Below are 16,248 nucleotides of genomic sequence, written 5' to 3'. Positions count from 1 at the left end.
ATGAAAACAAGAAGTTCCAAAATTCCAATTATGGCAGCATTGAAAAGACTTTCCGGATTTTTCCTTATCATCCTATTGCTTGCCCTTACTTTCTCCTATGCCATGTTTCAAGGCGGGTTTGTCAGCTGGTTTTTGTTTTTCAGCTTTTTGCCTGTGGCTGTCTATTCGCTTTTGCTGAATGCCTTTCCATTACGATTTGATGTGAAGAGGGATCTTTCCTCTGAACGGCTTTACGCCGGAAATAATGTACGAGTAACCATCACTGCAACAAGAACATTTCCTTTTCCTCTGCTTTTTTTAATCATCGAAGATGTTGCTTCCGTCAATGGTCATAAACAGATGCTTTTTCCCGGGTTTAGCAGGCGGTTGACGATTCGTTACGAGATTACCCGTATTCCCCGTGGAGAGCATATGTTTCATTCTGTCCGTTTTAAAACCGGAGACCTTTTCGGTTTTTTGGAAAAAGAAACATCCATTTCTGTTCCGAAAACGATCCTTGTCTATCCCAAGTTGAATCCTTTTATCCATGAACCGTTTAAACGGGCGCTGGAGCGTGGAATGGGATCAGGAAGATTCCAATATCATAAGGATGCCTCTCTTGTGGCCGGAATCAGGGAATATCAGCCCGGGGACCGATTTTCATGGATTGATTGGAAGGCGACAGCAAGGACAAATGAAATCATGGCGAAAGAATTTGAGGTCAAAAGGTCCAATGATCCGCTATTCGTGCTTGATTGCAGCATTGCCGACCACTTTGAGAAAATGGTTGAATTTACAGCCTCTGCCGCAAGGTCCATACTTGAGAGCGGGGGACAGGCAGGCTTGTATTTGCCGGGGGGCGAAACATCATATCTCCCGGTGAATGGCGGCGAACGGCATTTTATGAATATATTATATGTCTTGGCGAAAGCGCGGTCTCAATTTAAAAATGTCATGGAAGAAATGGTAGAAGAGGCGAAACTGCTTCAACACAACGGAAGTGTGATTTTTATTGCGGCCTCACTGACAAGCTCTTTATTGGAACAGGCAGAAATGCTAGTAAGAATGAAGCGAAATGTTGTTATTTTCCTTGCTCAAGCGAAAGCCGCGGCACCGCAAGAGAAAGTGTTGATTCAGGAAGCGCTGCAACGAGGTATGCACATTGAAAGATTATATGATGGAGAGATAAAAGCCGATTTATCGGGGGAGAAAGAAGCATGAATAAGGATCGGACATATATGAAACTACTGCTTTATGTATTTGGTTTTTTGCTTCTTTGGGAATGGCTTTTGCCATTGGAACAAATTACAAAAACAAGCCAAATTCATTACTTCATCATTTTCGTTGTGTTTTCCATCATCTTGATTTTCTTGGGAACACCATGGTTTATTAGCTGGCCGGTAAAGTCAGGTTTTATCCTTATTTTCCTGTACCTTATCTTTCGGGAAGCGAATGAGCCCATCGTTGTCTGGCTTCCTCGTTTCGGTACGGAAATCCAGTTAAATATATCGTTGCTTGCTTCCAAAAACTGGACCGAATTATCGCCCGGATTTCGCAGTCTATTATTTTTTCTATTGTTATGGCAAATTACTTATTTGCTTCGCTTTTGGCTGACAATCAGAAAGAGAATTTTCATTTTTTACATGATGACGATTTTTTATGTCGCTCTCCTGGATACTTTTACCGAATATGAAGCGAACCGGGCCATTGTGCGTATTGTTATCATTGGTTTCGCACTTCTCGGAATTCTTTTTTTTCAGCGTGTGTTGGAAAAAGAACAGATTAAAGATGCATCCGGATTAATGAAACAATGGATGTTTCCTTTAACCTCCATGATTATACTCAGTGTATTGGCAGGTTATATTTCACCTAAAGCAGCCCCAGTTTGGCCGGACCCTGTACCGTATATCAAATCGACTACAGATAAGACGGCAAATCCCGGTATCTCCAAAATCGGCTACGGAGTAGACGACTCCCAATTGGGCGGACCGTTTATCAGTGATGATCGGGTCGTATTCGAAGTGACATCTTCGAGCAGGCAGTATTGGAAGATTGAAACGAAAGATGTATACACTGGAAAAGGCTGGATTACTTCGGAACAATCTGCTCCAATGAAGCGATTCGAATATGGAGAAACATTTTTAATGGATGAGCACATGCGCAACGAGGGAGAATTGACAAAAGCAAGCTTCCAATTTGAAATCCAATATCCACATATCGTCAGGCCTTACGGGTTTGTATCGGTAACAGGCAATGAAGGGAATGGTTTTCTCCAATATGATCCGGTTCTTGACAAGATTAACTCACACACAAGTGATGGTACGGAAGCCCGCTTGAAAGAATATACAGTCACATACGAGAAAGCCGCATACAGCATGAAGAAGTTGCGAGGGACAACTGGTTTGCCGGACGGTGAGCAATATAACCAGCTGCAAAAAAGATATACGCAGCTTCCCGCAGCGTTTCCAGAACGTGTTAAGGAGCTGGCTGTTGAAATAACGAAAGAGGAAGATAATTGGTTTGACAAGGCAAAAGCCATAGAGCGCCACTTCCAATCGGGTGATTTTTCCTATGACCAAACCCGCGTCGCCATTCCAACCGGTGATGAGGATTATGTAGAACAATTTTTGTTTGATACGAAAAGGGGATATTGTGATAATTTCTCTAGCTCCATGGTAACAATGCTGCGTTCGATTGGAATTCCGGCTAGATGGGCGAAAGGCTACGCGCCTGGGAACTACCGCGAAGCGGCTGATGGAGAATACAGAATTTACCAAGTAACAAACAATGAGGCCCATTCGTGGGTGGAAGTTTACTTTCCGGGTTTGGGATGGGTTCCATTTGAACCGACAAAAGGATTTAACAATCCTTCATCTTATGTATTCGACGAAGCCCAATCTCAAGCAAGCCAGACCGATCCGGCTGCGCCCCCCGAAAAAGAGGCTGAGAAGGAAGAAAAAGAGACAAAGGAAGTTATTGAAGAAAAAGAACCTTCCAACACTTCCAATTTTACGGGAATCGGGCTTTCCAAATGGATTTGGAGTGGCGCCCTGTTATTAGTTGTTTTGGGCTTAGGATTTGCGATCTTTTATAGTAGAAGAAAACGTCCTTTTGCAAATAAAAATGAGAAAAATGATGACGGAACTTTTATAGAAGCATACGAGCTGTTGCTAAAGCGGTTGGACAAACGCGGCTTTCAAAGGAAAACGGGCCAAACATTGCGTGAATATGCGGCCTATATCGACCGGCAACTTCAAACCAAGGAAATGAGCCAATTAACGCAAGCGTATGAACGCATCATTTACCGGGGAGATGACGCATCTACCCTCACCAGTGAAGAAAAAGCGCTCTGGAAAACGCTCATGGAAAAGGCGAGCGGCGGGGAGGTGTCATCGAATTAACGTATACAGTTCCAGCTAATCATACAGCAGTTGGGCTTGGAATCAAAAAGAACCGGATTACATTAGAAAAGAGAGGCTATCAATACGAAGAAAGAGCCTGTCCTTATTTGAACAGGCTTGGTATAGACGACATTACGGTGATGATAGCGATCCCGTTGGCGCCGGGGCTAGTGGTTAGACCGCCCCGGCATTTAATAGAATGTCCTCTTATTTCTTCGCTAACTTCTTCTGTTCCATCTGTCACGCATTCTTCATTTTCATTCCCCGGATTTTATATATGACAAACAAGAGAATGAACCACACCGGCGTTACAAACAAGGCGATCCGTGTGTCTTCCCCGAGTGCAAGCACTACTAAAATAAATCCGAAGAAAGCAAGGATCAGGTAATTGGCAAATGGGAAAAGCGGCATTCTAAACTTACTCGCTTTGGCTAATTCCGGCCTTGTTTTGCGATATTTTAAATGGGCAAGTACGGTAATTCCCCAAATAAAGATGAAGCAAAAGGTGGAAACGCTTGTGATCAGCGTAAATACTCCTTCCGGCATGACATAATTCAAAATAACGACAATCAGTACAATACCAGCCGAAAAAAACAAGGCATTGGAAGGCACTTTATGGGTTGTCAGTTTTTTAAATGTTTGAGGCGCCTGTTGATTTTTTGCAAGTGAATAGACCATCCGGCTCGTACTAAAAATGGCGCTGTTACAAGCCGATGCAGCTGATGTCAGAACGACAAAATTGATAATGCTTGCAGCTGCCGTAATACCAACCGCCGCAAAGACTTGGACAAATGGGCTTTCTGCCGGGTTAACGGTCGTCCACGGATATATACTCATGATCACCAGTAGTGCGCCGATGTAAAAAATGATTATCCGAATGGGAATATTATTGATTGCTTTCGGGATAACCTTTTCCGGGTTTTCTGTTTCACCTGCAGTGAGTCCTACAAGTTCAATCCCTGCAAACGCAAACATGACCATTTGAAATGAAAGGACAAAACCGGTCATGCCATTCGGGAACATGCCCCCGTGACTCCATAGATTAGTGAAACTGGCCGGACCTGCATCAGTGGAAAAACCTTTCACGATCATAAAAATACCGACCACAATTAACGCCAAGATGGCAATGACTTTGATTAACGCAAACCAAAATTCCATTTCCCCAAAAAGTTTTACGGAGGCCAGGTTCATCACCAACAACAAAATCAATGTAATGAAGCCCGGTATCCACTGGGGCACACTGGGGAACCAATATTGTATATAAATACCAACCGCTGTCAAATCAGCCATCGCAATGGATACCCAACTGAACCAATAAGTCCACCCGGTGATAAAAGCTGCCGCATCACCAAAATAGTCTTGTACGAAGTCAACAAAAGAATGATAGTTTAAATTGCTTAAAAGGATCTCTCCCAGTGAACGCATGATCAAAAAGCAAATGATGCCTGTAATCAGATAAGCGAATAAAATAGACGGCCCCGCCAAATGGATCGATTTCCCTGCTCCAAGAAATAATCCCGTTCCGATGGCCCCACCTATGGCAATTAATTGTACGTGCCTGTTTTTTAAACCTCTTGATAGATTTTCTTGCTGCATGTGATGTACCTCTCTAACTATTTAGCATTTGTAAAATTGTTCCAGTTTTCCGGATGTAAAACCATTTCAGCGATCCCGCTTTTGTGAAGCGATTACATTCATGTCGACAAAATTTCATTTCAGATCAAGAAGGAAAACAGTTACCCTCCTTTTTGTTACTTTACCCGCAAAGGCAAAGAAAATAGGTATATTTCTCTTTTCGCTAATATCATAGTATTTTTCTTCAAGGAAGACTCAATTGTTATTAATTTTAACAAATAATAACATAAAATCCATACCCGTTTGACATAAAGGTCATTCTATGGGATTTCAGGGCTAGATATCGACTCGAGTCCTGTTTCGCAGGGCTTCGCCAATAGAAGGAAGCTACAGCAAAAAAAGAGAGTTAGCTGTAGCCATATTCTATTATACAATTTTCGTGAAATATTTTTTAAAATTCGGGACCAATGGTAACAATACTTGTTTGGGAACTCTAACAAAAAGTTGCGAAACTGGCAAATATTGATTTTTGAGTGAACATTTACCATCAATCACATGTAAGAAGTAAATATTTCCCTAGATCAAAATATAATTGTAACATATTTGATCCTTCTTTAGGGGGAATTTGCACAATGCGTTTCTAAAGAAAGGGAGGGTAATAAATATAGTCGACTGAATCAAGAAATGTTGTTACCGCAAAATGATTGGATGTATTAGGGCTTTTATGAAAGTGGCCCTCACTTCGAAAAAATATAGGTGATTTGATTCGTTTTTATCAAGATAGAGAAAAATTTCGATAAAAAGAGAGAAAAATGGATGACAAATTGGAATGGAAGTATTGACGAAAGTGGACGCAACTGATAAAGTGAAAACCGAAAAGAATATGTCGTTTTGTATCGTATAATAGCGGGAATAGGGCCCGCAAGTCTCTACCAAGCTACCGTAAATAGCTTGACTACGTGAAAAACGGGAATTGTCAATGAGGGATATTTATTGTATCTTCGCATCCCATTTTTCCCGCCTAACCAGTCAACGCCTTTAAGCTGTAGCCGCTTAAGGCGTTTTTCTATTTGGATTTATTTATCCCGGTATTCACTGGCAGTGAGGCTCGCATATCGAAGAGGTCGGGTGGGAGATCAAGAGCCAGTAAACAGCTCGAGACTCGTTCAACTAATCATCAGTGGAAAAAGCATACTGATTGAAGTTTCAATATCGGAGCCTTTTATTCTGGGAGAAATTGGGGAATGTATGAAGAAGAGGTAAATATGAACAAATTGGCTGCCTTTTAAGAGATCGCTTTATATAAAATTCAATGGAGGAAAGTTAAGGTGAAAAATTATTTTAAATTCGATGAATTAGGCACCAATTATCGGCGAGAATTTGTCGGGGGTCTGACAACGTTTTTATCCATGGCTTATATCCTGATTTTAAACCCGATCACATTATCGCTTGAAACGGTGAAGGATTTACCCGATGCACTGCGAATGGATCACGGTGCCGTATTTGTGGCTACCGCTGTAGCGGCCGCACTTGGGACCTTATTGATGGGCTTGCTTGCCAAGTATCCTATTGCGCTCGCACCGGGAATGGGGCTGAACGCCTTTTTTGCTTATACAGTTATTTTAACAATGGGAATCCCGTGGCAGACCGCTTTGACGGGAGTTTTATTTTCGGGAATTATTTTTGTGATTTTAACGTTGTCGGGTGTACGGGAAAAAATCATCAACTCGATTCCGGCTGAATTAAAGATTGCGGTTGGATCGGGAATCGGTTTATTTATCACATTTGTCGGTTTGCAAAACGCCAAAATTATTGTGAGTAACGATGCTGTCCTTGTCGGTTTGGGAGATTTAAGGGATGGGAATGTCCTGTTGGCCATTATCGGTATTGTGATTACCGTCATCTTAATGACGCGTGGCGTAAATGGCGGTATTTTCTTCGGGATTTTGATCACCGGGATCATCGGCATGATTACCGGGGTTGTACCTAAACCAACCGGGCTGGTGGGACCTGTACCGAGTATTGAACCAACATTTGGCGCGGCTCTAGAACCGATTTTCAATTCCCCCGGCGAAGTGTTCACGCTCCAAATGCTTGTTGTCATCTTGACCTTTTTATTTGTCGATTTTTTTGATACAGCGGGCACGCTCGTTGGTGTGGCACAACAGGCAGGTCTTATGAAAGGAAATACCTTGCCACGGGCGGGGAAAGCTTTGCTTGCCGATTCTTCGGCAACAGTCGTGGGAGCAGTATTGGGTACGTCTACCACAACAGCTTATGTTGAATCGTCTGCGGGGGTTGCAGCCGGGGCCAGGACTGGCTTTGCGAATATCGTAACAGCCATTTTATTCTTGTTATCATTGTTTTTCTATCCGCTCTTGGGAGTTATCACGGCGTCTGTTACTGCTCCGGCTCTGATTATCGTTGGTGTGTTGATGGTGTCTGGAATTGGAGGAATTGACTGGAAGAAGTTTGAGATTGCGGTGCCTGCTTTTTTCACAATCATCTCAATGCCATTGACATATTCTATTGCGACTGGAATCGGTATTGGCTTTATATTTTATCCGATCACAATGTTGGTAAAAGGAAGGATAAAAGAAGTTCACCCTATTATGTACGGATTTTTCGTCGTCTTTGTGTTATATTTCATATTTATTATTTAATCGCTTGTTGCTTGCGGAAAAGAGAGCTTCTTCTCTGCAAGCTTTTTTTAAATAGTGCCATCTGAGTGATTGATTATATATTCAGAACGGAAGGCGGCGCCCCTTGCGGCAATAGCTTGGGCTGAAAACCCCGCAAGAGCGAAGCGATGAGAAGGGGAAAGCAGACCTGCGAAAAAGCGTTCGCCTGTAGGGAAGAAAACACATTGGAATGTTCGCTTTCTTACGTATTACATCGAATGATGAAGTTGATTCAAGTGTAAAAATTGGAAAAATTGTCTATCCCATGAACGATCTTTTTCAGGAGGGTACTTTAATGATATGATGTGTCATATAGTATTTCTCCGTTTGTACGTTGGAGGACTTTTAGATATGGAGGGTGCCTACATGCCAGGAAAAACAGAATTGCAACATCAAGAAATGATCATGGTATTAGATTTCGGAAGCCAGTACAACCAGTTAATTACTCGTCGCATACGTGAGTTTGGTGTATATAGCGAGCTTCATCCACATTCTATTACGATGGAGGAAATCAAAGCCATCAATCCAAGCGGGATTGTTTTATCGGGGGGACCCAATAGCGTTTATGAGGAAAATGCTTTTCGCTGTGACGAAAGGATATTTGAATTGGGTATACCGGTACTGGGAATTTGCTATGGGATGCAGCTTATGACGAAGCACTTTGGCGGAGTCGTAGAAAAAGCAAAGGGAAGAGAATATGGCAAAGCAAAGGTTGAAATAAGGGAAGGAGCTCCTCTCTTTACAGACTTGCCGACGGAGCAAACCGTATGGATGAGTCATGGGGACTTAGTCAAGGAAGCCCCAAAAGGTTTTGTGATTGATGCTGTCAATCCTTCCTGCCCCATAGCAGCGATCAGCCATAAGGAGAAAGCATTATACGGCGTTCAATTTCATCCTGAAGTTCGGCATACGCAGTTTGGCATTGAGCTATTAAAAAACTTTGTGTTTGAGATTTGCCGCTGTAAAGGCGAATGGACGATGGAAAGCTTCATTGATGTTGAAATTGAAAAAATACGAAATGAAGTGGGCGATAAAAAAGTTTTATGCGCGCTGAGCGGCGGTGTAGATTCTTCCGTTGTGGCTGTCCTGATTCATAAAGCAATCGGAGATCAACTTACTTGTATTTTCGTCGATCACGGGTTGCTCAGAAAAGGTGAAGCAGAAAGTGTTATGAAAACTTTCCGTGAAGGCTTCCATATGAATGTCATCTTGGTTGATGCAAAAGAAAGGTTTTTATCAAAACTAAAAGGTGTTACAGATCCAGAGCAGAAGCGGAAAATTATCGGCAACGAATTTATTTATGTATTTGACGATGAAGCCACAAAGTTGCAAGGAATTGAGTTCCTTGCCCAAGGAACCCTATATACAGACATTATTGAAAGTGGAACAGCCACGGCCCAAACGATCAAATCACATCATAATGTCGGCGGATTGCCTGAAGATATGGAATTCAAACTGATTGAGCCGTTAAACACATTGTTTAAAGATGAAGTACGCGCATTGGGAACGGAACTTGGCATTCCGGATGAAATTGTTTGGCGCCAGCCATTCCCGGGACCGGGCCTTGGCATCAGAGTGCTGGGCGAAATTACAGAAGAAAAACTGGAAATCGTCCGGGAATCAGATTACATTTTGCGCGAAGAAATTAAAAAGGCCGGACTTGAAAAAGAGATTTGGCAGTACTTCACTGTCCTGCCCAACATTCGCAGCGTGGGCGTTATGGGAGATGGACGCACATACGACCACACAATCGGCATAAGAGCTGTCACCTCCATTGACGGCATGACCTCTGATTGGGCGCGAATACCTTGGGACGTTCTCGAAATCATTTCCACACGGATCGTGAACGAAGTGGAACATGTGAACAGAGTTGTCTATGATATAACGAGCAAACCGCCAGCGACGATTGAGTGGGAGTAATTCACTAGAGGCATTTGAAGTGAAAACGTTGATTTGACTGCATTTCGATGGTATGTAAAATGGATAAAACAATCAAAAATGAATAGGTTCTCCGCCAAAATTCCGCCAGAGGAAAAGGAGAAAAATGAGAGATATTGTGTAAAAGCAATGTCTCTTTTTTCTTTTGTTTCATATTTTTAAAATACAAATCAACCTTTTAAGATTTTTCTAGATTAGTGCTGGATGAATCAAAAAACTACGATAAATGATTGTTCTAATTGCCTTGCGTTTATAGTATAGGTCAGTATACTTATAGTAAGTATCAGAGGTGAAAATATATGCAACAATTTAAACGTTTAGGTGGAGATAAGAGAATAGGAAAGTTTACAGAATGGAATAAAAGTGATGAAAATTATTGTATTTATTGTGGAGATGTTGCTGAAACAAGAGACCACGTTCCATCAAAAACATTCTTACTAGAACCTTATCCAGACAACTTGCCTACAATTTCAGCTTGTGAAAGATGTAATAATGGATTTTCTTCTGATGAGTCTTATGTAGCATCTTATATAAACGTATTAAGAAATAAATTGGACCCAAAATTTTGCAATGAGAAAACTTACAATGCATTAAAACGTGATAGAAGGTTAAAAGATTTATTGGACTCGCAAATTAGTATAGTAGATCAAAAAATTCATTTTTCCTTCGATAAAGACAAATTTGAAAATGTTATTATTAAATTAGCTAAAGGACATGCAGGTTTTGAGTTTGACCATATTGATTTAGATGGAGTGCCAACTTTATGGTACGATTGGAAATTTAATCTAGATGAAAATGAAATTGAAAACTTTAACATGATTCCCTCTTTAGATATTATGCCAGAAGCGGGAGCGCGAGTTTCAAATCGAATTGTAGTGGGCACGAATCCTGAAAATGATGAATCTATCATTTTCTTGGATTGGGTAGACGTTCAACAAGGAATCTATCGTTATCTAGTTTATTTTGATGAGGATTACAATATAAGTGTTAAAATATGTATTTGTGAGCTTCTGTTTTGTATAATAAAAATTTAGCAAAAATATATAATGAAACTTACGAGGATGGCTATTTATATTTTATTGAAAAGCTGTAATGTAGATTATCCATCATATTAATAGAGTTTAGTTGGAGTTAATATTTTTATATATCTAAAAAACAAGGGATGTTCAGTAGGAACAGATATGATATTTGGAAACACAACAGAATAATAAATTTTAACTTAATAAATACTATAATTTTTAGACGTTCAATTAAAATGAGCGTCTTTTTTTATGCCTAAAAATGAAGAGTAGAGGTGAAATATGACCGGACTAACATTAGGAAGTTTATTTGATGGGATTGGTGTATTTCCTTTGACGGCTTCACGTTGGGGCATCACACCAATTTGGGCAAGTGAAATTGAGAAAGTACCCATTTCCATTACGAAACGACACTTTCCCAATCTATTACACATGGGAGACATCACAAAAATAGATGGTGGGAAAATACCACCTGTTCATATCATTACCTTTGGTTCACCCTGCCAAAACTTATCGAATATCGGTAAACGAGAAGGTCTTACAGGAAGTCAATCCAGTTTATTTTATCATGCAATACGAATTATTGAGGAAATGAGGTGCGCAACGAATGGAACATATCCAGTTATCGCTGTTTGGGAAAACGTCATGGGAGCTTTTTCATCAAATAACAGGTTGGATTTTAAAGCCGTGCTGGAGTCGTTCACAAATGCCGAAATTCCAATGCCTGTTTCTAGAGTCTGGGCAAAAGCTGGAATGGTCCGAGGGAATGATGTTGATGTGTGCTGGCGCGTCTTGGATGCCCGATATTGGGGAAAGCCCACACTTCCTCAAAGAAGAAGACGTATCTTCCTCGTGGCAGATTTTGGAGGAACACGTGCCAGAGAAATATTATTTAAAAGCGGCGAACTGCAATCATTTTCTACGACTTGCGATGAAAGCCGGCCACCCTCCACCGCAGCCAGTCGAAGATCTTCTGAAAAAGCAAGGAGGAAAATACCCGTTGTCCGTCCCTTTCAAGAAAGACGTATGCGAAGTACTGCAAAAGACAAAAACAAATCAGGATTCATTGGAAGTTTCGGACGGACAAATGACCCTTTCCCAACTTTGCTAGCTGGCTCAGTCAGTAACTTTTCTTTTTGGTATGAAGGGAAAGAACAAGAAGGTTATATCCGACAACTTACACCATTGGAATGTGAACGGTTAATGGGATTACCAGAGGGCTGGACAGCTTTAGGAAATGGGAATGAAATCATTAGTGATTATGCGAGATATAAAGCAATTGGAAATGCGATCGCCGTACCATGTGCGGAATATATCATGGCTGGTATTGCGGAAACTTTATAGATAAATCAATGTTTGAGCCTGTTGGATTATTCTCATCTGACGTGCTTTTTTTATGGCGAAAACGTAGAAAGGAGAAATGTACGTGATGTCCTTGAATGAACAAGAGGTTTATGAAGAAAAGGTGATGGAATGGATTGACGATCATTTTGTTTTGAATGAGATAGATATTGAAGACTTTCCGTTTTTTCCTCATGGGAAATTGATACGGGATGAAAATGGAGAAACAATGGTTGTGTTTTGGTGTGTTATATATGGACGAGTGGATTACCGTTAACAAAAAGCATAGATTCCCGCAGAGGAAGTGGAGAAAATGAAGGATATTGTGTAAAATCAGTATCTGTTTTTTAAAAAAGTTAATTCGAAGTCACTATGTATCATGGTTTATTGTACATATGTGATTAGAAAGTGAGGTGAATCTAAAAAGGTATTTTCATTTATAAATGTTTTCTTAAGGCTTATCTTCGTCAAAAGAGTACTTTTGCAGAAAAATGAATAGCTCTTGGGGATTCTCTAACAATAGTTCTCTTTTATGAGTTTAATAGTTTAATGGTTTGGATTGAAGTTTACAATTAACAACCATATAATGGGTATATAGACTTATAATAAGAGGGGGGGATACTAATATGTCAAATCATCAAGCCTCTGAACAAATGATAGGATACATCTATCAAATCAGATATGCATTATATCTTCTGCTTAAAAATAAGGAAGAAGAAGCGAACATAAGCATAGAAAAATTTGACGATATCGCATTTACTAAACCAGATGGTATTTCTAATACATTTATTCAACTAAAACACCATACAAAAAAGTATGGGAATCTTACTGATTCGAGTACCGATATTTGGAGGACTTTAAATGCTTGGATAAATGAATTAAAGAGAGATATCACATTACTAGAAAACACAAAATTTTTAATTATAACTACCGCAGAATCACCAGACAATTCGGCTAGTTCTTTTCTATTATCCAATTCTGGTATGAGAGATACAAAAAAAGCATTCGAGCTCTTTAATGATGTTGCAAAAAAGTCTGGAAATGTTGCACATAAAAAATACTATGAAAATTTCATTGCCAATGTAGATACTATATCAAGAAAACTAATAAATAATATATATGTTATTGATAATTCCACTAATATTGTGGATACTGCCCTTCAAATACAAAAGGAACTACTATTTAGTTGTAAACAGCAGCATATTCCCTTAGTTTTTGAACGTTTAGAGGGTTGGTGGATTAATAAAGCAATAGAAGCTTTGACTTCTACTAGACCTGTCTATATTAACACAAGACAGGTTGCTTCATATATAGTCGATATTAGTCAAGAATATAGTCATGATAATTTGCCTATAGATATAGATGGATTAAATATTGACATAGATAGTTTATCTTTTGAAGGTAAATTATTTTATGAACAATTAAAATTGATTGGGACTAGTAGTAATAAATTAAAAATAGCATTTAGAGATTACTACAGAGCATTTAACCAAAGGTCAAATTGGGTTCGCAATGACTTGCTATATTTAAATGAATTAGATAGATATGAAGCTAGACTAATAAATGAGTGGGAACACTGTTACGCGGATATGGAGGATGAGATACTAGAGTCCGAAGAACAAACAGATGATATAAATCAAAAAATGGGCAAAAAGTTGTTGAAGGAAATAGAAAATAAAGACATTAGAATAAGAGATCGGTTTTCGGATCCATTTGTTATGAGAGGGAGTTATCACATTCTATCAGATCAACTAAAAGTTGGGTGGCATATTGATTTTAGAAAGCGCTTAGAGTATTTATTGAAAAGCGAGGTGACGGCAAATGAATAATTGGGAAAACCGCTCTAAGGAAATTGCGTTTCTCCTAAACCCCGCTTTTTGTGGAAGACTAATTTATGCTACAATTAGAAAGTTTAATGAGGTTTCTAATCGTGCTTTCCCTTTTCCATTGGTATATCTTATCCTTCCGTTAGTTTTACACAAGGCTACCAGGGAAAAAATATCAAGTAGAACAAAATTCTTGGTTTGGATTCAACAATACCCTGAACTTTTAATAGGATATGCTCAACGAACAAAAGAATTGGTAGAGATAACTAATGAAGCAACTGAATTTCTCTTACAGACAAATATGGTATTAATAACTGATCAAGCTGATTTAGAAATTAATTCCTCCACTAAAGGTTTAAGTAAAGGAAGATTCGTCGATGAAGAAGTAAAACAATGTTTGAATAAGAGTGAACATATTGGAAAATGGTTTGCCACTGCTGGGAAAGTGGAAACTATTTTTATTGGACTGGGGGTGAGGCCGTAATGCAAATTAAAGAACTTGTAATATATGGGCGAAACGGAAAAGTAAGGAAACTCTCTTTTGAATTAGGAAAAGTCAATATTATTACAGGTAAATCAAAATCTGGTAAATCTGCTGTTGGGGATGTAATTAATTATTGTTTGGGAGGTAGCTCTTGTAATATTGCAGACGGTGTGGTTAGAGAAAATGCATTATGGTATGGACTTCTTTTACAATTTAATAAAGAAAGAGTTTTTGTGGCTAGAAAAAACCCAAATATAGGACAACAAAGTACAAGTGCTTGCTATATTGAGATTGGTGAAAATCTTGAATTGCCTGATAAACTTAACTTTGAACAAAATGATAATGTTGATGGAATCGAAGATATTTTAACCAAGAGATTGGGTATTTCTGAGAATTTAAATATTCCACCCGAAGGTCAAACAAGAATACCATTATCAGCAAATGTTAGACACGCATTATATTATTGCTTTCAAAACCAAGATGAAATTGCTGCAAAGACATTTCTTTTTCATCGACAAGCAGAACCTTTTATTACTCAATCAATAAAGGATACTTTACCTTACTTCATGGGAATTGTAAATGAAGATTCAATAGCACTAGAAAATGAACGCACCATTCTTAAAAGGAAACTAGCAATAGAAAAGCGTAGGTTGGAAGAAATCAGGATGTTGCAAGGTGGTGGACTTAAAAAGGCTGTTACTCTTATTTCTGAAGCAAAAGCAGTAGGATTAATACCGTCTCAAGAGGTTATTGACTATGAAAATTTTAATGAAGTATATAAATTGCTAAGTATGATAAATAATTGGACACCAAAAAAAGTTCAAACTGTTGGTATGGATAGAATCAGTTATTTACAAGTTGAATTAGATAAAGTCCAACAGGAGTTATTTGACTTAAATGAAGATATCCAGTTTGCAAAAATTTTTAATGGAGAAACATCAGGATTTGCTAATGAAGTAGAACACCAAAAACTTAGGTTAAGTTCAATAGGATTATTTGAAAAAGTAGATTTTCGAACTGATCATTGCCCTTTATGTAGCAATATGCTTGAAAATCCTTTGCCTGGAGTTAATGAAATTAAAACCGCTATACAAAATTTAGATAATAATATTAAGAATGTAAGTAGAGAAAGACCGAAGCTTCGTAAGCATATTGACAATTTGGAAAACAATAAGCAAAAGCTCATAGAGGAAATACAGAATATAAAGTCTGAAATTGATGGAATATACAATCAAAACAAGGAAGCTAATGCACTTAGGGATTTATATACTAGAAAAGCTAAAATTACAGGAAGAATTAGTTTATGGCTAGAAAGTGTTGAAGATGAAGTAGATATGAGTAATGCAGAAAACAACATCACTTCATATGAGGAAAGGCTAGAAGAAATTAATGAAGTACTTGATAAAGATACTCTGGAAGAAAGGAAGCAATCTGCGTTATCACGTATCTCTACTGATATGACTAAGTGGGCTAATGATTTAGATTTAGAGCATTCTTCCAACCCATATAGACTAGACATGAACAAAGCTACTGTTATTGTTGATAAACCTGATAGACCTGTTCCATTACAACAATTGGGGAGTGGATCGAATTGGGTCGGTGTCCATTTAATTACTTATTTTGCCTTACAAAAATTCTTTATTCAAGGGAAAAGACCAGTTCCACAATTTTTATTTTTAGACCAACCTTCTCAAGTATATTTTCCTTCAAAAGATAAAGAAGAAGATACTGATTGGAATATGGTGGGTAAAATTTATGATTTTATATATAAACAGGTTAATTCTCTAAGTTCTCAACTGCAAGTAATCGTTGTAGATCATGCTAATTTAATCGACAACAAAAATTTTGAATCTTCTATAATAGAAAATTGGCATGACGGAAAAAAATTAATACCAATAGATTGGTATGAATAACTTTAGAATATTTAGCTAAGCGGAATTATCCTTTTATAATATTTTATGGAAGATATAACAAAAATATTATATATAAAAAGTTTTGTATATC

At 38.6% G+C, this 16,248-nt stretch carries 11 protein-coding genes and 1 riboswitch; of the genes, 10 read left to right on the top strand and 1 reads right to left on the bottom strand.

Annotated features, from left to right (window positions below):
* A complete protein-coding gene (locus NST31_RS05685) occupies positions 1-1,200 on the top strand; it encodes a DUF58 domain-containing protein (RefSeq protein WP_339164467.1) in 1,200 nt (399 codons plus the stop codon).
* Positions 1,197-3,380 (top strand): transglutaminase domain-containing protein, encoded by a 2,184-nt coding sequence (locus tag NST31_RS05680; RefSeq protein ID WP_339164466.1) that lies wholly within the window; start codon positions 1,197-1,199, stop codon positions 3,378-3,380. The genes NST31_RS05685 and NST31_RS05680 overlap by 4 nt, the downstream gene beginning before the upstream one ends.
* A 240-nt stretch (positions 3,381-3,620) precedes the next feature.
* On the opposite strand, the gene NST31_RS05675 is transcribed toward NST31_RS05680, so the two are convergent.
* Positions 3,621-4,976, bottom strand: a complete 1,356-nt coding sequence (locus NST31_RS05675) for an amino acid permease (RefSeq protein ID WP_339164464.1) — start codon at positions 4,974-4,976, stop codon at positions 3,621-3,623.
* Positions 4,977-5,831: 855 nt separating this feature from the next.
* A riboswitch (purine riboswitch) is annotated at positions 5,832-5,933 on the top strand.
* Positions 5,934-6,283: 350 nt separating this feature from the next.
* Between NST31_RS05675 and NST31_RS05670 the strand changes: the two genes are divergently transcribed.
* The 8 genes from NST31_RS05670 to NST31_RS05635 all read left to right on the top strand — a co-directional run bounded on the left by NST31_RS05670 (position 6,284) and on the right by NST31_RS05635 (position 16,157).
* Positions 6,284-7,618, top strand: a complete 1,335-nt coding sequence (locus NST31_RS05670) for an NCS2 family permease (RefSeq protein WP_339164462.1) — start codon at positions 6,284-6,286, stop codon at positions 7,616-7,618.
* A gap of 384 nt (positions 7,619-8,002) precedes the next feature.
* Complete coding sequence (guaA, locus tag NST31_RS05665) at positions 8,003-9,556, top strand: glutamine-hydrolyzing GMP synthase (RefSeq protein ID WP_339164461.1); 1,554 nt, start codon at positions 8,003-8,005, stop codon at positions 9,554-9,556.
* Between the two features lie 317 nt (positions 9,557-9,873).
* Positions 9,874-10,608 (top strand): hypothetical protein, encoded by a 735-nt coding sequence (locus tag NST31_RS05660; RefSeq protein WP_339164459.1) that lies wholly within the window; start codon positions 9,874-9,876, stop codon positions 10,606-10,608.
* A gap of 267 nt (positions 10,609-10,875) precedes the next feature.
* Positions 10,876-11,937: a DNA cytosine methyltransferase gene (locus NST31_RS05655; RefSeq protein ID WP_339164457.1), complete on the top strand. Its 1,062-nt coding sequence runs from the start codon at positions 10,876-10,878 to the stop codon at positions 11,935-11,937.
* An 85-nt stretch (positions 11,938-12,022) separates the two neighbouring features.
* Positions 12,023-12,211, top strand: a complete 189-nt coding sequence (locus NST31_RS05650; RefSeq protein WP_339165486.1) for a hypothetical protein — start codon at positions 12,023-12,025, stop codon at positions 12,209-12,211.
* 349 nt (positions 12,212-12,560) lie between these two features.
* Positions 12,561-13,763 (top strand): ABC-three component system protein, encoded by a 1,203-nt coding sequence (locus tag NST31_RS05645; RefSeq protein ID WP_339164456.1) that lies wholly within the window; start codon positions 12,561-12,563, stop codon positions 13,761-13,763.
* Positions 13,756-14,244: a three component ABC system middle component gene (locus tag NST31_RS05640; protein ID WP_339164454.1), complete on the top strand. Its 489-nt coding sequence runs from the start codon at positions 13,756-13,758 to the stop codon at positions 14,242-14,244. The genes NST31_RS05645 and NST31_RS05640 overlap by 8 nt, the downstream gene beginning before the upstream one ends.
* The gene (locus tag NST31_RS05635; RefSeq protein WP_339164452.1) at positions 14,244-16,157 is read left to right on the top strand and encodes a DUF3732 domain-containing protein; all 1,914 of its coding nucleotides are present in this window, start codon (positions 14,244-14,246) and stop codon (positions 16,155-16,157) included. Before NST31_RS05640 ends, NST31_RS05635 begins: the two co-directional genes overlap by 1 nt.
* Positions 16,158-16,248 lie beyond the last annotated feature (91 nt).

This window comes from Siminovitchia sp. FSL W7-1587 (assembly GCF_037963795.1).
Lineage (GTDB): Bacteria > Bacillota > Bacilli > Bacillales > Bacillaceae_C > Siminovitchia > Siminovitchia thermophila.
Note: the sequence above shows the minus strand (reverse complement) of the source record. Positions and strands in the feature narration are given on the sequence as shown.